The sequence below is a fragment of the Gordonia sp. NPDC003585 genome (genome assembly GCF_040610755.1).
Classification (GTDB): Bacteria; Actinomycetota; Actinomycetes; order Mycobacteriales; family Mycobacteriaceae; genus Gordonia.
On sequence record NZ_JBEXMX010000003.1, the window covers coordinates 34,055 to 54,617 of the forward strand.

The 20,563-nt window shown below is 65.2% G+C and carries 19 protein-coding genes, 1 pseudogene and 1 riboswitch; of the genes and pseudogenes, 9 read left to right on the forward strand and 11 right to left on the reverse strand.

Annotated features, from left to right (window positions below; all coding sequences use genetic code 11):
* Nucleotides 1–5: 5 nt before the first annotated feature.
* From ABZW74_RS01190 to ABZW74_RS01200, 3 genes and pseudogenes are all read left to right on the forward strand, one after another.
* Nucleotides 6–275, forward strand: a pseudogene (locus tag ABZW74_RS01190) (acyl carrier protein); the annotation flags it as partial.
* Complete coding sequence (locus ABZW74_RS01195; protein ID WP_355273084.1) at nt 272–1,594, forward strand: wax ester/triacylglycerol synthase domain-containing protein; 1,323 nt, start codon at nt 272–274, stop codon at nt 1,592–1,594. The pseudogene ABZW74_RS01190 and the gene ABZW74_RS01195, both read left to right, overlap by 4 nt.
* 50 nt (nt 1,595–1,644) lie before the next feature.
* Entirely contained in the window at nt 1,645–2,670 is a 1,026-nt protein-coding gene (locus ABZW74_RS01200; protein WP_355273086.1) for an ABC transporter substrate-binding protein, read from the forward strand.
* A 79-nt stretch (nt 2,671–2,749) separates the two neighbouring features.
* Here the strand turns inward: ABZW74_RS01200 and ABZW74_RS01205 are convergent, their stop codons facing one another.
* Both ABZW74_RS01205 and ABZW74_RS01210 read right to left on the reverse strand, forming a co-directional pair.
* Nucleotides 2,750–3,505, reverse strand: coding sequence for a siderophore-interacting protein (locus ABZW74_RS01205; protein ID WP_355273236.1), 756 nt, complete (start codon nt 3,503–3,505; stop codon nt 2,750–2,752).
* Nucleotides 3,506–3,760: 255 nt separating this feature from the next.
* Nucleotides 3,761–4,108, reverse strand: a complete 348-nt coding sequence (locus ABZW74_RS01210) for a GNAT family N-acetyltransferase (RefSeq protein ID WP_355273088.1) — start codon at nt 4,106–4,108, stop codon at nt 3,761–3,763.
* Between the two features lie 229 nt (nt 4,109–4,337).
* A riboswitch (TPP riboswitch) is annotated at nt 4,338–4,451 on the forward strand.
* On the opposite strand from ABZW74_RS01210, the gene thiC reads away from it, so the two are divergent.
* The 3 genes from thiC to ABZW74_RS01225 all read left to right on the forward strand — a co-directional run bounded on the left by thiC (nt 4,443) and on the right by ABZW74_RS01225 (nt 7,356).
* A complete protein-coding gene (gene thiC / locus ABZW74_RS01215; RefSeq protein ID WP_355273090.1) occupies nt 4,443–6,131 on the forward strand; it encodes a phosphomethylpyrimidine synthase ThiC in 1,689 nt (562 codons plus the stop codon). Its footprint overlaps the riboswitch before it by 9 nt.
* Complete coding sequence (gene thiD, locus ABZW74_RS01220) at nt 6,128–6,982, forward strand: bifunctional hydroxymethylpyrimidine kinase/phosphomethylpyrimidine kinase (protein ID WP_355273092.1); 855 nt, start codon at nt 6,128–6,130, stop codon at nt 6,980–6,982. The genes thiC and thiD overlap by 4 nt, the downstream gene beginning before the upstream one ends.
* Before the next feature lie 29 nt (nt 6,983–7,011).
* Entirely contained in the window at nt 7,012–7,356 is a 345-nt protein-coding gene (locus ABZW74_RS01225) for a VOC family protein (protein WP_355273095.1), read from the forward strand.
* Nucleotides 7,357–7,366: 10 nt separating this feature from the next.
* Here the strand turns inward: ABZW74_RS01225 and ABZW74_RS01230 are convergent, their stop codons facing one another.
* Genes ABZW74_RS01230 through ABZW74_RS01245 form a run of 4 tightly spaced genes read right to left on the reverse strand, consistent with a single transcriptional unit; the run spans nt 7,367 to nt 13,096 of the window.
* Nucleotides 7,367–9,052 carry an ABC transporter family substrate-binding protein gene (locus ABZW74_RS01230; protein ID WP_355273098.1) on the reverse strand — a complete coding sequence of 562 codons (1,686 nt, stop codon included), beginning with the start codon at nt 9,050–9,052 and terminating at the stop codon, nt 7,367–7,369.
* Nucleotides 9,049–11,103 (reverse strand): ABC transporter ATP-binding protein, encoded by a 2,055-nt coding sequence (locus ABZW74_RS01235; protein WP_355273101.1) that lies wholly within the window; start codon nt 11,101–11,103, stop codon nt 9,049–9,051. Before ABZW74_RS01235 ends, ABZW74_RS01230 begins: the two co-directional genes overlap by 4 nt.
* Nucleotides 11,104–11,124: 21 nt before the next feature.
* Complete coding sequence (locus ABZW74_RS01240; protein WP_355273104.1) at nt 11,125–12,111, reverse strand: ABC transporter permease; 987 nt, start codon at nt 12,109–12,111, stop codon at nt 11,125–11,127.
* A gap of 1 nt (nt 12,112) precedes the next feature.
* Nucleotides 12,113–13,096, reverse strand: a complete 984-nt coding sequence (locus ABZW74_RS01245; RefSeq protein ID WP_355273107.1) for an ABC transporter permease — start codon at nt 13,094–13,096, stop codon at nt 12,113–12,115.
* A gap of 131 nt (nt 13,097–13,227) precedes the next feature.
* Here ABZW74_RS01245 and ABZW74_RS01250 point away from each other — a divergent pair, with 131 nt between their 5' ends.
* Nucleotides 13,228–14,022 carry an HAD-IIA family hydrolase gene (locus ABZW74_RS01250; protein WP_240856138.1) on the forward strand — a complete coding sequence of 265 codons (795 nt, stop codon included), beginning with the start codon at nt 13,228–13,230 and terminating at the stop codon, nt 14,020–14,022.
* Nucleotides 14,023–14,674: 652 nt separating this feature from the next.
* Here ABZW74_RS01250 and ABZW74_RS01255 read toward each other — a convergent pair.
* A complete protein-coding gene (locus ABZW74_RS01255; RefSeq protein WP_240856139.1) occupies nt 14,675–15,055 on the reverse strand; it encodes a PLDc N-terminal domain-containing protein in 381 nt (126 codons plus the stop codon).
* A 149-nt stretch (nt 15,056–15,204) separates the two neighbouring features.
* Here ABZW74_RS01255 and ABZW74_RS01260 point away from each other — a divergent pair, with 149 nt between their 5' ends.
* Nucleotides 15,205–16,251, forward strand: coding sequence for an LLM class flavin-dependent oxidoreductase (locus ABZW74_RS01260; protein WP_355273111.1), 1,047 nt, complete (start codon nt 15,205–15,207; stop codon nt 16,249–16,251).
* Here the strand turns inward: ABZW74_RS01260 and egtD are convergent.
* The 3 genes from egtD to ABZW74_RS01275 all read right to left on the reverse strand — a co-directional run bounded on the left by egtD (nt 16,238) and on the right by ABZW74_RS01275 (nt 19,163).
* Nucleotides 16,238–17,194 carry an L-histidine N(alpha)-methyltransferase gene (gene egtD, locus ABZW74_RS01265; RefSeq protein WP_240856141.1) on the reverse strand — a complete coding sequence of 319 codons (957 nt, stop codon included), beginning with the start codon at nt 17,192–17,194 and terminating at the stop codon, nt 16,238–16,240. The genes ABZW74_RS01260 and egtD overlap by 14 nt on opposite strands.
* Entirely contained in the window at nt 17,191–18,465 is a 1,275-nt protein-coding gene (gene egtB / locus ABZW74_RS01270) for an ergothioneine biosynthesis protein EgtB (RefSeq protein ID WP_240856142.1), read from the reverse strand. The genes egtD and egtB overlap by 4 nt, the downstream gene beginning before the upstream one ends.
* Before the next feature lie 200 nt (nt 18,466–18,665).
* Nucleotides 18,666–19,163, reverse strand: coding sequence for a DUF5709 domain-containing protein (locus ABZW74_RS01275; RefSeq protein WP_240856143.1), 498 nt, complete (start codon nt 19,161–19,163; stop codon nt 18,666–18,668).
* A 136-nt stretch (nt 19,164–19,299) separates the two neighbouring features.
* Between ABZW74_RS01275 and ABZW74_RS01280 the strand changes: the two genes are divergently transcribed.
* Nucleotides 19,300–19,869, forward strand: a complete 570-nt coding sequence (locus ABZW74_RS01280; RefSeq protein ID WP_240856144.1) for a hypothetical protein — start codon at nt 19,300–19,302, stop codon at nt 19,867–19,869.
* A gap of 94 nt (nt 19,870–19,963) precedes the next feature.
* Here ABZW74_RS01280 and ABZW74_RS01285 read toward each other — a convergent pair whose 3' ends face one another.
* Nucleotides 19,964–20,395: a DoxX family protein gene (locus ABZW74_RS01285; protein ID WP_355273116.1), complete on the reverse strand. Its 432-nt coding sequence runs from the start codon at nt 20,393–20,395 to the stop codon at nt 19,964–19,966.
* Nucleotides 20,396–20,563 lie beyond the last annotated feature (168 nt).

Genomic DNA, 20,563 nt, shown 5'->3' on the forward strand with positions numbered 1-20,563 from the left:
AGTTACACATGTCCGATTCGATTCACGAGGCGCTGCAGAGCATCCTCGAAGAAGACCTCGACCTCTCGCTCGGTGATGTCACCGAGTCGTCCCTGCTCATCGACGATCTCGGCCTGGACTCGGTGGCGTTCGCCATTGGTGTCGTGGCCATCGAAGAACGTCTCGACGTCGCATTGACCGAGCGTGAGATCTACGAATGCAAAACGGTCGGCGATCTCGAGAACGCGATCCGCGCCAAGATGGGCAGCACGACGATGAGCGGTGCGTCACAATGAGTTCGGCAACAGTTCGTCCCGCTCGCTCCGCTCCCGGCGCCGTTGTCTCCACCGCCCCGGCCGTGACCGACTTCGGTCCGACCGACTTCACCTACCTGCACACCGACACCGATAGTCGCCACGGACACTGGGCGATGGCGCTCGAATTCGAGCCCGGCGACCCGGCGTTGACGCTCGACGCAGTGCGAGCCCGCGTGCGCGAGCGTGTCTCGCTGTTCGATCTGTTCCGGATCGGTGTGCGCGAGGGTCGCGAGCTCGAGCCGGAGATCGTCCTGCACGACGACGTCGATGTCGATCGGCACGTCACCGAGGATCGGTTCACCGACCGCGGCGATCTGTACCGACGGATCGCGGCTCTGCTCGAACAGCCTCTGCCACGGCCGGATCCGTTCTGGAGCGTCACGCTTCTGACCTCGTCGGAGACCGGGGATCAGGTGATCCTGCTGAAGGTCCACCACAGTCTCTCCGACGGGATCGCCGGTGCGGCCTTTGCCGGACTGCTGGCCGATGTCAAGGACGGGGACTTCTCCGAGTTCGAGCGTTTCGCCACGAGCCCGCGCTTCCGCACGGGGCCGATCGATCCGGACCTCTTGCACTCCTCCCGCGTCGCCTTCGAGAAGCAGTGGATGGACGGCGAGGCCGGCCGCGACTGGCCTGCACTGACAGAATCCGGGAAGCGGGAGATCGCGCTGTATCGCGCGTCGACCCGCACGCTGCGTCGGGCCGCCAAGGCGCACGATGCGTCGGTGCACGAGTTCCTCCTCGGCGCGATCGCCAAAACCCTGAGCGTCGCGGCGCCGAATGGCGAAGGGCCGCAATCCGAGAGCATCCGGGTCACACTCCCGGTCACGCTCGACCAGTCCTTCCGGCACACCGGCAACGCGGTCGCGATCTCGCTGCTCAACCTGCTCGGTTCGGAGTCCGACCTGAATCGTCACATCGATCGGGCGCGTGCCGAACTCGCGATCGTCGAATCGTCGCGTATGGAGTTGGCGCTGGTCGCCAACGATCAGGAACCGGCTCCGCCATGGGCGGAGATGCGGGAGATCGTCGCCGCGTCGATGGACCGCATGAGTCCCGACATCCACATCGGCATCAACCCCGGATTCACCCGGGTCCGGTCGGCTTTGGGGCGCAAGATCGCCGCCCTGACACCGCTGTCGCCGTTGGTCGGTTATTCGTTCTCGGTGACGTGCCTGATCCTTGGTGGCACAACCACCTTCGGTATTGTCGCCGATCCCGCGGCGCTGCCGGGTTACGCGGCACGCTTCATCGAAGCGTTCGACGCGGTCATAGCGGAGGCAACACCCGCGCAGTGAGTCTTGCTGCATCGAGATCTGTCCACAACGTCGGGGATTGAGGAAAGTGCATGCCCACAAGTAGAAATCGTCCCAGATCACGCACCCGGACGCTCACACCGATCGCGGCCCTGTTGGCCGCGTTGCTGGCTGCCGGACTGTTCGCGGGATGCAGTGCGCCGGAGGAGAACGACACGCCGGCCAGCGTCTCGCCGGTCACCATCGCCGACCTGCCGGGTCAGAAGCCGGTGGTGATTCCCGCTGTGCCGCAACGGATCGTGGCCGTCGGCACGCAATGGATCGACACCGTACTCGCCTTCGGCGTGACGCCGGTCGGCTATCTGACCGGGCAGACCGGTCCGGCGCAGAAGGCGCCCTGGACCGGCGACAAGCTGAACTCGTCGACGGCGATCACCTCGCCGACCGACCCGAGCGCGCAGATCACCCAGATCGCCAAGCTCAACCCCGATCTGATCCTGGTCCCGTCGTACGCCCCGGCCGCGCTGCGCGACCAGTTGGCGGCGTTGGCGCCGACCATCGGCGCGGTCAGTGCCTCGTCGGTGGACCCGTGGGACAAGCTCGTGACCGTGCTCGGCACCGCGCTGCGGGAACCGGAGAAGGCCACCGAGCTCATCAACGGAGTCAACGAGAAGTACTCGTCGGTCAAGACGGCCAACCCGGGGCTGGCCGACAAGACGTACTCGCTTTCGTTCATGTACACGCCGACACAGATCTCGGTTCTCGGCGACCCCAATGACGGTGCGGGACAGATCTTTACCAGCATCGGACTGAAGGTTTCGCCGACGGTGGCGGCCGAGCGCGCTCGCCAGGGCAACGCACCTCGGTTCACCATCGGGCTCGAGAACGTACCCGTCCTCGACGCGAACCTGGTGCTGGCAACCGGTGCGACACCACAGCTCGACCAGCAGTTCCGCAGTCTGCCAGGCTATTCGAACCTCGCTGGAGTGAAGGCCGGCGCCGCGCCGGCGCTCACCTCCGACGAGATCAACGCGCTCAACACGCCGAGCGTCCTGTCGATCCCGTGGGTCCTCGACCGCCTGAACCCGGCCCTGGCCGCGACGGCGAAGCAGAGCTGAACTTCAACACTCAAGGGCGGGGCCGCAATTGCGGTCCCGCCCTTGTGTGTTGCAGCTGCGAGCGCAGATCCCTTCCGGCTCAGCCGAAGGACTTCCCCTCGATCCAGTAGGCCATACCCTTGACGGCCTTCTTACCCAAGTTGAAATCGTTCTTGAAGGCTGCAGTCACAGCCCGTGTACTCGCCGAATCGAGTGCGACCCAACCGAAATGGCCACTCGCGTCAAAGGCGGCCGCCTTCACCGTCTCGACCAGGGCTGCCCCAGAACGCTCGCGGGCGATCCAGTGCACGGTGTCCTGAGCGCGCGATCGCAGCGGCAAATCTTTGTCGGACTCATGCTGGTATTCAAACCAGATGGTGGCCGGCGTTTCCGGCGCCGACGACGCCGAGATCGCGTCGAGAATCGAGTTGATCGCGGCCATCGACGCCGTGTCGCCCGCGATCAGGAATCCCTTCGCGGGCGGGTCGGGCATCTCGAACTTCGACCCCATCACCGTCGCATTGATCGTGTCGCCGGGTTGTGCCTGCTGCGCCCAGCGTGCCGACGCGCCGTCGTGGATGGCGAACTCGATGTGAAAAGTGTCCGACGCCGGATCGGGGTCGACCAGCGTGTAGCCACGCTGATGCAACTTGCCGTTGTCCTCGAACCACATTCGCACCCACATCGTCGGGTGTTGCTTGACCTCCGTCAGCAATCCGCCACCGGTGAATCCGAGGCGCACGTAGTGATCGGTGACGGTTTCCGTGCTGGTCACGGTGAACGCGAAGTCGTCGGCACGCAGCAGTTTGAGCACGGCACCTTGCCAGCCACGCCCCTTGGTGGACACCTCTGTCATCATCAGCCTCCCGTCGACAGCAGTTTCGAAATTAGCCTACCCTAACTTGCATTCGACTTCGGTGGCCACCGTCGACCCCGATCCGCCGCCACAAAAGTAGGGGAGGAATCTTCTTCCCCTACCCTTGGAGTCCTCCCCCAGAGAATTCTCGCGGACGACCATGAACCCCGGGGAAGAAGTTCTTCCCCTAGATTTTTCGGGTACGACGCTGACGGATTTGCCCTGGTCAGGAGACCGACTGCTGCACTCGTCGGATCAGGCCGGCGCAAGCGCGACGATCCCCGGATGGGCGTCGACGTAGTGCTTGGTGAACGAACACACCGGCCGCAACCGCGCGTTCTGGTCGCGGACGTATCCGATGACGCACCGCGTCAGCCGGGTCCCGAGACCATGACCGGAATACTCGTCGTAGAGGACGGTGTGCAGCACCGTGACCGTCGTCTGACCGTCGGTCGTCTCGGTCGAATAGCCGAGCACGCCGACAAGGTCGCCGGCCACCCACAACTCGAATCGATCCCGTTCGGGATTGTGCACGACCTGTGAGATCTGCTGGAGAATCGCCTGCGCGGACTGCGGCGGCGGTTGCCGATGTTTCCTGTTCAACGGATTCCCTCCCGGAAATGCTCAGACGACTACGCGTGGACCACGGCGCGTGCGCCTGATTCCCCAGCCAGGCGCCTCACGTCACTACTGTGATTCGGGTCACACAGTACCTTACGGGACCGTAGCCATGCCATGGCTACGGGGGCACAGCAAACAATCCTGTCCGGTCGGATAGGGCGTAGAGTGTCGGGCGATGCGTTCGCATCGCTGGGGTTGACTCACAGCCACAACTCAACATCGCGGGGGCTCTCACGACACCGAGGGCTGAGATGGCGACGGGCGGTCGCCGACCGCCTGAACCTGTCCGGGTAATGCCGGCGTAGGGAGACATCTCATGGGCACTCGTATACCCACATCCGGTTCGCGCACCGACATCACCGTCGACGCCGACCTGCTGACCACCGGCCCGATCGAGGGCAGCACCAAGCACTACCGCACACTCGACCATCTGCGTGTTCCGCATCGGCGCATCCACCTGACGAACGGCGAACACCTCGACGTCTACGACACCTCCGGGCCGTACACCGATTCGACGGCGCACATCGACGTCCAAGCCGGCCTGCCGCCCATCCGCGACGCGTGGCAGCGACCCGACCCCATCGACGGCGCCGCCACCCAGCTCGCGTGGGCACGCGCGGGGATCATCACCGACGAGATGCGCTATATCGCCGCTCGCGAGGGCGTCGACGCCGAGTTGGTCCGCAGCGAGGTCGCGATTGGCCGTGCGGTGATCCCGGTGAATCATCGGCACCCGGAATCGGAACCGATGATCATCGGCAAGGCGTTCGCGGTGAAGGTCAACGCCAACATCGGCAACTCCGCGGTCACCAGTTCCATCGCCGAGGAAGTGGAGAAAATGGTGTGGGCCACGCGCTGGGGGGCCGACACCATCATGGATCTGTCCACCGGCAAGGACATCCACATGACGCGCGAATGGATCCTGCGCAACTCGCCCGTCCCGGTGGGCACGGTGCCGATCTATCAGGCTTTGGAGAAGGTGAACGGCGATCCCACCAAACTGACGTGGGAGATCTACCGCGACACGGTGATCGAGCAGGCCGAGCAGGGCGTCGACTACATGACGGTGCATGCCGGGGTGCTGCTCCGATACGTCCCGCTGACGGCCCGACGGGTCACCGGCATCGTCTCCCGAGGCGGGTCGATCATGGCCGCGTGGTGCCTTGCCCATCATCAGGAGTCGTTCCTGTACACGCACTTTGACGAGCTGTGCAAGATCTTCGCGCGCTACGACATCACCTTCTCGCTCGGCGACGGCCTGCGTCCGGGTTCGATCGCCGATGCCAACGACGAGGCGCAGTTCGCCGAACTCCGAACGCTCGGCGAGCTCACGAAGATCGCGAAATCCCATGGCGTGCAGGTGATGATCGAAGGTCCGGGCCACGTCCCGATGCACAAGATCGCCGAGAACGTGCGGCTCGAGGAAGAGCTCTGCGAGGAGGCGCCGTTCTACACCCTCGGCCCGCTCGCGACCGACATCGCACCAGCCTACGACCACATCACCTCGGCGATCGGCGCCGCGATGATCGCCCAGGCGGGCACCGCCATGCTCTGCTACGTCACGCCGAAAGAACACCTCGGGCTGCCCAACCGCGACGACGTGAAGGTCGGTGTGATCACCTACAAGATCGCCGCGCACTCTGCCGACCTCGCCAAGGGACTGCCGGGTGCACAGTCCCGCGACGACGCACTGTCCAAGGCGCGCTTCGAGTTCCGCTGGACCGACCAGTTCAACCTGGCCCTCGACCCGGACACCGCCCGCGAGTACCACGACGAGACACTGCCCGCCGAACCGGCCAAGACCGCCCACTTCTGTTCCATGTGCGGCCCCAAGTTCTGCTCGATGCGCATCTCCGCCGACGTGCGCGCCTATGCCGAGGAGAACAATCTCGTCACCGCCGAGGACATCGACCGCAAGATCGCGCAGGAGATGGCGGCCAAGTCGGCGGAGTTCGTCGAGGCCGGCAACCGCGTCTATCTACCCCTGGAGGCCACCACCACATGACGGACGTCCCGCTGTTACCCACCGCCGCAACGGGTTCCACCCCGATCCGGGTGATGACCATCGCCGGGTCGGACTCCGGTGGCGGCGCGGGCATCCAGGCCGACTTGCGCACCTTTGCACTACTCGGTCTTCATGCCTGTGTTGCGGTCACCGCGGTCACGGTGCAGAACTCGCTGGGTGTCAGCGGTTTCCAGGAGATCACTCCTGACGTGGTGGCCGCCCAGATGCGTTGCGTGATCGACGACATCGGCATTGGTGCGGCCAAGACCGGCATGCTGGCGTCGGCCCCGATCATCGACGCGGTAGCGGCGCAGTGCCGAGAGTCCGGTCTGGGCCGCGGCTCCGACGTACCGCTCGTCGTCGACCCGGTATGCGCTTCGATGCACGGCGACCCGCTTCTCGCCACCGAGGCCTTGGACACGTTGCGTGACACGCTGATTCCGCTGGCCACCGTGGTGACGCCCAACCTCGACGAGGTGCGGCTCATCACCGGAATCGACGTCGTCGACGATGCCACCCAACGCGATGCGGCCCGGGTTCTGCACGGCCTGGGTGCGCAGTGGGCATTGGTGAAGGGCGGACATCTGCGGAGTTCCGACCGCAGCACCGATCTGCTCTACGACGGCACCGAGTTCCACGAGTTCGACCACGTGCGCATCGACACCCCCCACGACCACGGCGCCGGCGACACCCTCGCCGCGGCCATCACAGCCGCACTCGCACACGGGTATTCGGTACCCGACGCGGTTGCCTTCGCCAAGAGTTGGGTATCGAAGGGTCTCGCTGCGGCGTACCCGCTGGGTGCCGGGCACGGTCCCGTCAACCCTCTGTGGCGCGTGAGCCGGCCGTAACGGCCACCGTCACCGATTACGGTGGCCGAATGAAGCTGTCACGCGCAGTACCCATTCTGACCGTCGACGATATCGCGGCCGCCACCACCGCCTACCGGCAGACCCTCGGCCTCGAGGTGCTGATGGACCATGGCTGGATCGTCACGCTCGGCTCCGGTGACGTCGCCCAGTTCAGTCTGATGACCGAAGATGCGACCGCGTCGTGCAATCCGGTCGCCTCCCTCCAGGTCGAGGACGTCGACGCCGCACACGCGGCCGCCGAGGCCGCCGGGCTCGAGATCGTCCACGCGTTGTGCGACGAGGAGTGGGGCGTTCGCCGATTCTTCTTCCGTGATCCGGCCGGAAACGTCGTCAACGTGCTCGAGCACCGGTGAGGCCGCCCTCCTACTTCTGCCAGCCGATGTCCTCGACCGGGCCGACGAAGAACTGCCCCGCACCGTAGTTCGCGAGTCCCTGCTTCACGGCCACCATGGTGGGCCCGTTGGTGAACGGAAGCATCGCGTACTGCGCGAAGGCGGTGCGCTCCACCTTGTTTCCCGCCGCGATCTGTTCTGCCGGATCGGCGATCTGCCCGACCCGTGCGATCTCGGCGTCCAACTGCGGCGAACCGGCACCACTCTTGTTGAAGGATGACTTCTCGCACCAGATCTGGCAGAAGTACGCCATTCCGAACGGATCACTGGACTGGAAGCCCATCAGGAAGATGTCGAATTCCTTGTTGGTGACGACCTTCGAGAAGTCCGACGACGGACGCTGGATCACGTTGAGGTCGACGCCGATGGTCTTGTACATCGCTTGCAAGGCCCGCACTTGGGCCTGCCCGGTGGGATCGTCGCCGAGCGTCGGCAAGGTCAGCGTCAGCCGCTGACCGTCCTTGGTCCGGGTGCCGTCGCCCCCGACCGTCCAACCCGCCCGGTCGAGAAGCTGTTTGGCCTGGTCGGCATTGAAGTCGACTACGCCGGAAAGGTTGTCCTCATAGCCTTTCTCGAAAGAGTAGAGCAACAACGAGCCGGGGAGTGGCTCCGAGTAATTGAGCCCGTTGAACTCGATCTTCGCCAGCGTCGCCCGGTCGGTGCCGCGCATGATCGCCTCACGAACTCGGACATCGGCGAGGATCGGCGAATCGGTGTTGATCACCATCAGGGATTGAGCCGGCGTGGCCGACGTCCGAATGTCGATGCCACTCATCGATTTCACCTGCGCCAAACGATCTTTGGTGCCCACTCCGGTGGCGTCGATCTCCCCGTTGCGGAAAGCATTGATCGAGGCCTGGGACTCCATCTGCCGGAACACCCGCTGATCGAGCTTCCCGGGATTGCCCCACCACTTGGGATTCCGTTGAAACACGACGGTGCCCTGATTGCGGTCGTAGGACGCGATCGTGTACGGCCCGGCGCCGAGTTCGGGATGGGGTTGCTGGAGATAGGCCTTGTTGTAGAAGTCCGGATTTGCGACCTTTGGGTGCAGAACATTGTTGAACAGCCCGTCGGGCCAGGCGTAGACACCCTTGAAGCGGACGACAACCTGGCGATCGTCGACTCCCCGGGTCACCGAGTCGATCTTGTCGTATCCGTCGGTCGAACTCGTGACGTAGCGGGCATCTCTACCGGAGTTGGCCTGCCAGGTCGTCACGAAGGAGCGGTAATCGAAGGGCGTGCCGTCGTTGTAGGACGCCTTGGGGTTCAGCGTGTAGGTCACCACGGTGTTGCCGTCGACCAGGGTCTTGTCCACCTTCGTCACGAAGTCGGTGTTGGGTCGATACTCGCCGTCGGGTGAGAAATACGCCAGGTTCGGGTTGTACCAACGCCACAACAACTGCGTGTAGGCCGTGCCGTCGGCTTGGAAGGTGTTCCACTGCGGTGAGACCTCCACAAGCGCAGTAGTGAGCGATCCACCCTCGCGGAGGTTGTCGCGCGGTTGTTCGTTGATCTGGGCGCCGGTCACCGAGATGGGAGCGCCGGTGTCGGAGTCACTCCCGCATGCCGACACCAGTGCCACACCCATGCACGCCGCGGCCAGCAGGACCAACAGCCGTGTCTTACCCAAGCCGCTCTTGCCCGAACCCCTCATACGCTGACCTCCATGAAATGACAGGACGCTGCGTGGTCGTCGGCGTCACCGATGACGCGCAGCTCCGGGTGATGGCTCCGGCACCGGGTTTGGCGCTCGTCGTCGAGTGTTGCATACAGCGGGCATCGCCCGGTGAAACTGCAGCCCACGATCTCGGCGGTGGGGCTCGGCTGCTCGCCGCTCAGCACGATCGGCGTGCGGGCGCGTTCGGCGGCCGGGTCGGGGATCGGCACCGCCGACAGCAACGCGCGCGTGTAGGGGTGGGCCGGGTTGTCGAAGACACGATCGGTGTCGCCGACCTCCACGAACTCGCCCAAGTACATCACCGCGACCCGGTCGGCCAAGTGCCGTACCACCGACAGATCGTGTGCGACAACGAGATAGGCAACATCACCGTCGGACTGCAATTGCCGGATCAGGTTGACGATGTCGGCCTGCACCGAGACGTCGAGCGCCGACAACGGCTCGTCGAGAATGATGAGTGACGGATCGGTCGCCAGCGCACGCGCGATGGCGAGTCGTTGACGCTGGCCACCCGAGAACGCGGCCGGGAAGCGATCCGAATGTACCGGGTCCAAGCCCACTCGTCGTAACAGTCCGGCCACTTTGGCCTCGGTGTCGGAACGTGAAGTGCCGAGTGCGCGTAATGGTTCGGCGACGATGTCGTAGGCGGTGAAACGCGGATCGAGAGCCTCGGAGGGGTCCTGGAACACGATCGAGACGTCTTGGCGAAGCGAGCGCGCCGCCCGCTTGCGGACCGACGCCGGATCCACCCCACCGATTCGCACCACGCCGGCAGGCTGCGCGAAGTCCATCACTTCAAGGAGCGTCGTCGACTTCCCGCTGCCAGACTCGCCGACGATGGCCATGCACTCGCCGGCGCGGATGTCGAAGCTCACGCCCTTGACCGCGCGCACCGTGCCGATCCGACGCTTGAGGAGACCACTGGTGAGCGGGAAGAACTTCCGCATCCCGACGACGTCGAGCACCACGGGTCGATCCTCACGTGGCACTGCGGATTCCGACGACGACACGTCTGATACGGGAAACACCGGCTCGCCGGAAACGGTGCCGGCCCCGGTGATCTCACCCGAGCGCACACACGCCGCGTCGTGGCCGTGTGCGGACATCTCCCGCAGCGGCGGCTCGCTGCTCCGGCAATCGTCGATGGCGATCGGGCACCGCGGCGCGAACATGCACTCGTCGAGCGGGTCGATCAGCACAGGCGGCGTACCGGGGATGGGGGTCAGCATCTCGACGCGGCGGTCCACGCGGGGCACCGCGCCGAGAAGCCCGATCGTGTAGGGCATCCGCGGCTCTTGGTAGAGCGTGTCGACGTCGGCGCGTTCGACCGGCCTGCCCGCGTACATCACCACGACGTCGTCGGCCGTGCCGGCCACCACCCCGAGGTCATGCGTGATGAGCAAGACCGCCGCACCGGTCTCGCGCTGCGCGGTCTTCAACAGGTCGAGGATCTGCGCCTGGATCGTGACGTCGAGCGCCGTGGTCGGTTCGTCGGCGATGATGACCGCCGGGTCGTTGGCCATCGCCATCGCGATCATGACGCGCTGTCGCATACCGCCGGAGAGCTCGTGCGGAAAAGCCTTGGCGCGCCTGGCCGGATCGGGAATACCGACCAGGTCGAGCAGTTCCACCGCGCGCGACCACGCCGGCTTCGACGCGATCCGCTGATGTGCCTGCAGAGCCTCGACGATCTGCGATCCGACGGTGAACACCGGCGTCAACGACGACAACGGATCCTGGAAGATCATCGAGATCTCCTGGCCTCGTATCGACGACATGTCCTTGTCGGACAGTCCGATCAGCTCCCGATCGCGCAGCCGTACCGATCCGTCGATGAGCGCTGTGTCAGGCAGCAGCCCGAGGACGGCCATCGCCGACACCGACTTCCCCGAGCCCGACTCGCCCACGATCGCCGTGGTTTTACCCGAACGCAGCTCATACGACAGCCCACGAACGGCCTCCACCCGACCGGCTTCGCTGCCGAAGGACACACGCAGGTCGCGCACCTTGAGCACCACGTCGCTCACCTCAGCACCCCCGACACCCACTCACGACGCGGCGCCCTTGGTGGACGTCGGATCGAAGGCGTCGCGCAGCCCGTCGGCGACCAGCGCCATCGAAATGGTCAGCAACGCAAGGGCTCCGGCGGGAAACCAGAACAACCACGGCGACGACTCGAGCGAACCGCTGCCCGACTGCAGCAGCGAGCCCAACGACACGTCGGGGATCTTGACGCCGAAACCGAGGAACGACAGTCCGGTCTCGGTGAGCACCGTCGCGACCACCCCGAGCGCGAGATTCAGGACGAGTAGCGACGCCATGTTCGGCAGGATATGTCGGACGATGATCACGAGCGCGGGCACGCCGAGGTACCTGGCCGCGGTGACGTAGTCGAGTTCGCGTAGCGACAACGCCATCGAATGGATCACCCGGGCCAGCATCATCCAACCGAACGCGATCAGCACCACCACAAGCCATCGCCAATCGCCACCGGTGCTGGTGGACACCAACGCCAGAATCAAGAACGACGGCACCACAAGCAGGATGTAGATGGCGCCCAGGATGATCCGCTGCGCCCATCCCCCGAAGTACGCCGACAGCCCACCGAGCAGTGCGGCGATCACCGCGGTCCCGACCGACACACAGATCGCGATGGTCAACGACCGCTGCAGACCGTGGACCACCTGCGCGTACAGGTCATTGCCCGCGTTGGTGGTCCCGAACCAATGCTCCGGCGACGGCGGCAACGCGATCGCAAAGAAGTCGACGTCGGTGTAGGAGTACTTGGCCACCAACCCACCGAACATCGCGAACAAGACGAGCAGCACGAAGATCACCAGGCCGACCATCGCCGACCGGTTTCGCATGAACCGCTTGGCGAGAATCTTGGTGCGACCCGACCGACGATGCGCGATCGGGGCAGTGGAGTTGTCGCTTTCGGCGATCAGTCCGCCGCTCTCGCCCATGATCGGCACCGACGCGGCGTCGTGGCCGCCCGATCGGGTGCGATTCGGTTCCTGCGGAAGGCTCGACATGTCAGCTCACCCGCACTCGAGGGTCGAGATACACGACGGCGATGTCGGCCAGGATTGCGCCGACCGCCGTCGCCGCGGCACCGAACGCGGCCACCGCCACCACTCCGTTGATGTCGCTGGTGTTGATCGAGCTGACAAAATAGCGGCCCATGCCTTCCCAGGCGAAGATGGTCTCGGTCAAGACCGCGCCGGTGAAGACCGCCGGGATCGCGAACGCGATGCCGACCGCGACCGGGATGATCGCGGTCCGCAACGCGTGCTTGCGAACCGCTTGTCCCCGCGTCAGCCCCTTGGCGCGTGCGGTACGGACGTAGTCGGAGTTGATGGTGTCGAGCAGTAGCGACCGCTGCAGCAGGTGCAGGCCCGCATAGCCGCCGATCACCAAGGTCAGCGTCGGCAAGATCAAATGCTGGGCGCGATCGCCGGCGACCGCCCAGAACCCGCTGATTCCCAGACTCTCCGACCCCGACACATAGACGACGGTGTTACCGAGTGCCTGATTGACTGTGATTCCCAGCAGCACGATGCCGAGGCCGAGGACCGGCACCGGCAGGTTGATGGACGCGAGGGACACGAACTGCCAGGCACGGTCGGACAGCTTGTACTGCCGCAGCGCCGTGTAGACGCCGACCGCGATCCCCAACAGCGTCGAGATGATCGTGGCAGCTGCCAGCAACTGCACCGACGACATCATCCGGAAGCTGATCTGCTCGTTGACGCTCAACCCGAGGGGCGTCTTTCCCCAGTCCCAGTGGAAGAGAACTCCACTCAGCCACGTCCACCAGCGCTCGAGTATCGGCGTCTTGTCGTTGAGGTTGTACGAGTTCAGCGTTGCGTCGACCAAGGGCTCGGGCAGCGGCGGCCGGCGCGCGGCGTAGTTCGATCGCGGGTCGAGCATCGCGTTGGCCAGGAAATACGTCAGATTCGTGGCCACGAACACCAGCAAGGCCCACACCGCGATGCGCTTGCTCAGGTACGCGATCACATCCGCTCCACATTGATCATCGGTGGGTGCCGACTCGATCGACCCCCGGGCTGAGAGTCATTGTGTCAGTGCGACGGCGGTTGCGCCCTGTTTCATCCACCGGTGCCATAGGGCGACGATAATCGGCTGTCATGGACTGGACTTACTTGATGGACATGGACGGTGTGCTGGTTCGTGAGGAACACCTGATCCCCGGCGCCGACACCTTCCTCGCCGAACTGCGATCCGCCGGCACCCCGTTCACCGTGCTCACCAACAACTCGATCCGCACACCACGTGATCTACGCGCCCGGCTTCTGCGCTCCGGTCTCGACATTCCCGAGGAGTCGATCTGGACGTCGGCCCTGGCCACGGCCCGGTTCTTGGAATCACAACGACCGGAAGGGACGGCGTACGTGGTCGGCGAATCGGGGCTGACGACCGCGCTGCACGAGATCGGCTACGTCATCACCGACTCCGACCCCGACTACGTGGTGCTCGGCGAGACGCGCACCTACTCGTTCGAGGCGATCACCACGGCCATCCGGCTGGTCGAACGCGGCGCCCGGTTCATCGCGACCAATCCCGACGCGACCGGGCCGTCGACGAGTGGGTCGCTGCCCGCAACCGGTGCGGTCGCCGCGTTGATCACCCGGGCGACCGGCCGCGAACCCTACTACGTCGGGAAGCCCAATCCGTTGATGATGCGGACCGCGATGCGACGCATGGGCGCCCACTCCGAGCATTCGCTGATGATCGGCGACCGCATGGACACCGACGTCATCTCCGGCATGGAAGCCGGCATGCAGACGATCCTGGTGTTGTCCGGAATCTCCACGGCCGCGTCGGTGGAGATGTACCCGTACCGTCCGACGATGGTCATCGAATCCGTCGCCGACCTCGTCGGGCGTACGCAGGATCCGTTCCCGGCGCCACCGACCTGGTGAGAATCCGCCACTCTTGATCCGAAGAGTTAAGCGACCACCGCGCTGACCTGGGGAGACGCAGTCTGCCGCGCGGAGGCGGTCCAGACGCTCTGTGTCCTGTTGGAGAATCTGTGTGCTGCAGCACACAGTTGGGCCGATTCGGCACAGGGTGTGGTCTGAGGGCACCCCGGGGCGCATCACCGGCCAGGTCGGGTGCGGCCTGGGTTTGTGTTTGGTCACGTCCCGCGTCGAGCTGTGAGAACTCGAGTTGAGTTGGAGAATGCGATTGCTGCAGCACTCGCATTCTCCAATTCGGCTCTGGTTGTCGCGGTGCCGGCCGCGCGGAAGCTCCCCAGCCGCATGGGCGGCAACGTTCGTCCCGCCTCCACGATCGCCGACGAGGTCGGCGGGTGGGTCGCTGATCCGGACGAGCTCGTTGCCCCGCGCTTTGAGCTGAATAAACGGATCTGCCCGAAGCGCCCCGCCCGCTGGCTAGGTGCGAGCTTGCTCGCCTCGAAGGGCGTGGTGAGACAACGATGTCATCTCGCCGGGGGCTAATGGCTCGCAGGCTCGCACCTAGCCAGCGGAGGGCAGGCTCGCATGCCAGCCAACGGAGGGCGAAGCAAAGGCGCCCACACATCGAATGTGTGGGCGCCTTTGAACTGAAGCTGGGTCAGCTGAGCGCTTTGGCCTTCAGTGCCTCGAACTCCTCGGGCGTGATCGAACCCGCGTCGAGCAGGGACTTTGCCTCGGAGATCTGCTGTGCGGGCGTAGCGCCGGCAACCGACTGAATGTAGGCATCGGAGGCCTTCTTGGCCTCGGCGTAGGCCTCGCGCTGACGCTCGGCCATCCCCTTGCCCTTGGCGAGGAGATACACGATGGCCGTCAGGTACGGGAAGATGATCAGGAAGATCACCCACGCGGCCTTGGCCCAACCGGAGGACGCCTTGTCACGGAAGAGGTCGGAGATGATGTGCCAGAGGACGATCAGGTAGGCGACGAACGCGAAGATGACGATCGTGTACCAGATGAAGTCCCAGAACGAGTCCCACATTGGGCTAGCTCCTTCTTGCTCTAGAGTCGGGTCGCCAACGAGGCTCGTTGACTGCGGCAACAGCATGTCACACGCTCGGGCACCAGGCGATAGATGCCCGGCGTAAACAGGGCTTTGTGCCCAGACATTCATCCCGTATAGGTGAGGACATGGCAACTCCAGAGAACGTAGAGCTCGGCCTCGACACCTTCGGCGACGTCACCGTCGACGAGAATGACTCGCTGATCTCCGGTGCGCAGACGCTGCGCAACCTGCTCGACCAGGCAATTCTCGCCGATCAGGTGGGTGTCGACTTCCTCGGCGTCGGGGAGCATCACCGCGACGACTACGCGGTGTCGGCGCCGGAGGTGGTGCTGGGCGCCATCGCCGCCCGCACCCGTCGCATACGTCTCGGTTCGGCGGTCACCGTGCTGTCCTCCGACGACCCCATCCGGGTTTTCGAACGGTTCTCGACGCTCGACGCCCTGTCGTCGGGCCGCGCCGAGGTCATCCTCGGTCGCGGTTCGTTCACCGAGTCGTTTCCGCTGTTCGGGTACGACCTCGCCGACTACGAGGAACTCTTCACCGACAAACTGGCACTGTTCGACGCCTTACATGGCGGTGGGCCGGTCACCTGGTCGGGTTCGACGCGGGGTCCGCTGCGCGACCAGATTGTCTACCCGCAACTGGAGAACGCACCCCTGCCCACGTGGATCGCGGTCGGCGGGAGTCCCGAATCCGTTGTCCGCGCTGCGAGTTACGGCCTTCCGTTGATGCTCGCGATCATCGGCGGCGACCCGTTGCGGTTCAAGCCGTACGTCGACCTCTATCACCGGGCTCTGCGTGAACTCGAGCACGACGGGCTCCCGGTGGGCGTGCACTCCCCCGGTCACGTCGCCGACACCGATGAGCAGGCCCGTGAAGAACTGTGGCCGCACTACCGGACCTACGTCGCACGTATTGGCCGTGAACGTGGCTGGCCACCGCCGACGCGGATCGAGTTCGACCGCTCCACCGGACCCGGCGGGTCCCTCTACGTCGGGTCACCGGAGACTGTGGCGCGCAAGATCGCGGCCACCGTTTCCGCACTGGGCCTGAGCCGCTTCGACCTGAAGTACTCACACGGCACACTTGGTCATCCCCAACTGATGCGCAGCATCGAACTCTATGGCACACAGGTGATCCCACGTGTGCGCGAGCTACTCAGCGACGGCTGAGCACCAGGAGGAAATCCCCGGCCGGATCGGTCCAGGACGCGACGACCGGCAGGCCCGCGTCGCCCAACTCCGACGCGAGGTCGGCGGCGTCGAACTTGGTGCTGATCTCGGTGAGGATCTCGGTTCCCGCAGAGATCCGCCAGGGCCGTTGCAGCACTTCGAAATACGCAGCGACGTCGCGCCGCGCCCGCAGCCACATCTCGATGCGGTGGTCGACCGGATTCCAGCGTGCGATGTGGTCGAAGTCGTCGGCGTACAGCCCACGGGCGTCGAGTCCGGTGCGCAGCACCTCGATCATGTTCCGGTTGAAATCGGCTGTGACACCGGCCTTGTCGTTGTACGCGGCGACGAGCCGGCCGGTGTCTTTGACGAGATCGGCACCCATGAGGAAGTAGTCGCCGGGCGAGAGTGAGCCGGCCAGCCGCTGATAGAACCGGGCGCGGTCCTCCGGGTAGAAATTGCCGATGGTGCCGCCCAGGAACACCGCGACCCGCGGCCCCGACGCCGCGGGCAGGGGCAGATCCGGTTCGGTGAAGTCTGCGACCACCGGAACCACGTCGACCGACGGGTAGTCGATGGACAGGATCTCCGCTGCCGTGCCCAGGATCTCGTTGCTGACGTCGACGGGGACATAGCGGAGCCGGGTGGTGCACTTCTCCCAGTGCGCGGCGAAGGCGTCGAGCAGCAACCGCGTCTTGGTGGAGGTGCCCGACCCCAGTTCGACCATCATCTCGGCCTGGGTGACCGCCGCGATCTCGGCGGCGCGCGCTGTCAGGATCGCCGTCTCGCGCCGGGTGGGGTAGTACTCCGGGAGTCGGGTGATCTCGTCGAACAGCTTGCTGCCGCGTTCGTCGTAGAGCCATTTCACCGGCAGGGTCGGCGGGTCTTGCCATAGACCGGCAAGTGCGTCGGCCGCGAGCGGACTGCCGAGTTCGACGGTCATCGGGCCAGCCGCAGGCCGGAGAACACCCAGCGCGAGGACGCCGGGAAGAAATTGCGGTACGTGATCCGCTCGTGTCCCTTCGGGGTCACCGCGCTCGCGCCGCGCAGAACGTGCTGGTCGGACATGAACTTTCCGTTGTACTCGCCGACCGCCCCGTTGGCCGGGACGAATCCCGGGTAGGGCAGGTAGGCGCTCGCGGTCCACTCCCACACGTCGCCGACCATGGTGACCCCGGCCCGCCCCGGGTGGCATCGGGCCGGATCGAGCAGTTGCCCGCGCACCGATCCCGTTGCCGCCGCGGCGATCTCCCACTCGAACTCGGTGGGCAATCGGGCACCCGCCCAACGCGCGTAGGCGTCCGCTTCGTAGAAGGACACGTGCGCCACCGGCTCGTCGAGCACCACCGGGCGTCGGCCCGACAGCGTGAACGTCGACCACTCACCATCGTCGTGATGCCAGTAACCCGGTGCATCCCAACCGGTTTCACGGATGCGGGCCCACCCGTCGGACAGCCAGAACTCGGCCCGGCGGTAGCCGTCGTCGTGCATGAACTCCAGCCAGTCGGCATTGGTCACGGCACGATCGGCGATCTCGAAGTCCTCGAGGAAGACCCGGTGCCGTGGCCCTTCATTATCGTAGGCGAATCCCGTTCCGGCATGGCCGATCTCGTGCACGCCTCCGGCGAACGGACGCCACGACAGCGGATGAGCCGACGACGACTCGTCGGGGGCACGATCGACGTAGACCGGCGCGAACGCATGCGTGGAGAACAGGTGCTTGATGTCCATCAGGATCAGTTCCTGATGCTGCTGTTCGTGATTGCAACCGAGTTCGACGAGATCCAGTGCAGCCGCGTCGAGACGCCCCCGCTCGAGAGCCGACACGATCGCGGCGTCGACATACTCGCGATAGCGCGTGACGTCGGTGACGCCGGGCCGGGTGACCAGGCCGCGGTCGGGACGGGGGTGTCGGGCGCCGACCGCCTCGTAGTAGCTGTTGAAGAGGTAGCGAAAGGTCTCGTCATAGACGACGTAGTCCGGGTCTTGCCGCAGGATGAATTCCTCGAAGAACCACGTGACGTGGGCGCGATGCCATTTGGCCGGGCTCGCGTCGGTCATCGACTGCGGAGTCTGGTCCTCGGGTGAGAGGCTCGCCGTCAGCGCGTCGGTCGTCGACCGCACGTCGAGAAATCGTGAAACGACAGACGGCGTGAGGCCGGGACTGGTCACTCCGTTGGGCGAATCGGTGGAAACGTGCTCGGTAATGCTCATTGGGCATCCTCGGGGTGGCGACGGTTTCAAAGGCGGCGGTACAGGTGATACCGGCGGACTGGCGTCGAGCTCCACCTTCCATCGTGTCCGCGCGGGTGGGACGTGTCAACGACGGTCGTTGCAACGAACGACGCGACACGCACCCATACCCAGTCCACCAGAGACCACCGACAAAACAGCGTCACTGCTGGTCAGGAGCCCTACTGTCGCGCGTCGGGATCGATGTAGTGCACGGCAGCTTCCTCGGCGGAGGCACCTGCCCCGTCGATGCCGGCGTCGGTGGCGAACACGTCGGAGTCGGTGTCGATGCCCGAACCGGCGTCCGGTGCGATCAGCCGTCCCGCGCGGGTCGCGCCCACCTCGTCGTTCTCGGGGAACTCGTCGTCACTGTCGGATTCGTGTGATTCCCAGTTCGATTCGTCGCGCCGGTCGGCCTCGATGTCGTCGAGCGGATCGGTGGCGCCGACGTCGGGCTCCTCTTCGGCGAGCCGCTCGTCGAGGGTCTCGCCCTCACGCATCTCCTGAGCGGTGAGCCCGTGCACGGCACCCTTCGGCGCGAAGTCCGGAGGCGAATATCCCTCGTCGAGGACATCTTCGACGCCGCGGTCGTCGAGAGTGTCGCCCGGTTGCAGCTGATCGTCGTCGTCGAGGCTGTACTCGCCGTCCGAACCTTCTGGTGTGCTGCCGATGTCGTTCATACCTTTCACGATATGCCCGGGGCCCTCGCTGCTCGGCGATACCGCGCCATCAATGTCATGGCGTCCGTCACCCTCGCACAACGATCCCTCATCGGTTCGCCCGAATCGGGGTATCAACCAGGCCCGATCGGCGACAATGCACAGGGTGATCGAGGAAATGCAGGCCGAGGCCCAGGCCTTGCTCTCCGCGGGCGAATACACTCACGCACTGGCCGAGTTCTCGGTGCTGCGGGAGATCCGTGCGCGACGGGAAGGGCCCTATTCACCCAGATATCTGTCGAATCTGCACGACTGCGTGCGATGCACATCCGAACTGCAGATGTGGTCGGATTGCACGCCGCTGTGCAGCGAACTGCACGGCAAGTACGTGCGGACCCACGGACGCGCCGAGGCCGACACCGTCGACGTCGCCAAGCATTGGGCCTGGGCGCTGGTGCACCTGCACGATTACCCACCTGCCCTGCGGCTCTACCTCACCACCGCCGACGCGCTGTGGGACACCGACCCGCAGCAGGCCGCGCGACTGCTGGGCGCCGCCGCGGTCTACCGGCGCGACGCCGACTACAGCGCGATGATCGAACCCGGGCTCATCGACGGCGTGCGCCTGCGCCACAGCGCGGACCTGCTGGCGTCGCTGAACAGCGTGATCGCGGGCCTGCCCGTATCCGACGCCGCGATCACGCGCGAGGGCCTGGCCATCGCCTGAGGCGGACGTCCGGAACGCCTTGTGCCGTAGATCTGAGTCACCAGGTGGCGCAGATCTACGGCACTGACGGTCGGCTTCTATCGCAATCGAAGGATCAGCCGTCGACGGTCGCCCGCGATCGCCGCCTGCGACTCATCACGAGACCGTCCACCGCGGCTCGGCCCGACGGGGCGAAACCGACGGCCAGGAGTCCGGCGATCAGCGCGGCCGGCCATTCCCAGCCGCCGTTGGTTGCCCAGAATCCGTTGTCCCAGTGGACGTAATAGATGGCGCCGAGCATGTCGAGGATCAGCAGGACGGCCACCAGCGGGAGCAGCAGTCCGATGATCAGGAAGATCCCGCCGACCAACTCGACCCACGTCGCGACGTAGGCGGCTGTCGTGGGCATCGGGATATCGAGCGACTTGAAGAACGTCGCGGTGGCATCGATGCCGTTGGTGTGCAGTTTCTGCCAGCCGTGTGCGATGAAGATGACACCGAGAATCAAACGCGCTAGAAACTGCGCGACCGTGCTGAAGCCGACCATGTACGTCTCTCCTTGGGTTCGGTCCCGACCGAATGGTTTAACCGGACCACGGTCCGATTATTCCCCACAGTAGCCATGCGCACCGTCTTCACGCATCCCCGGACCGGTACCGGTGCAACCGGGGGTCGGCGGGTACTCTGAGTCTGGTTGACGGGCGAATCCACTGTG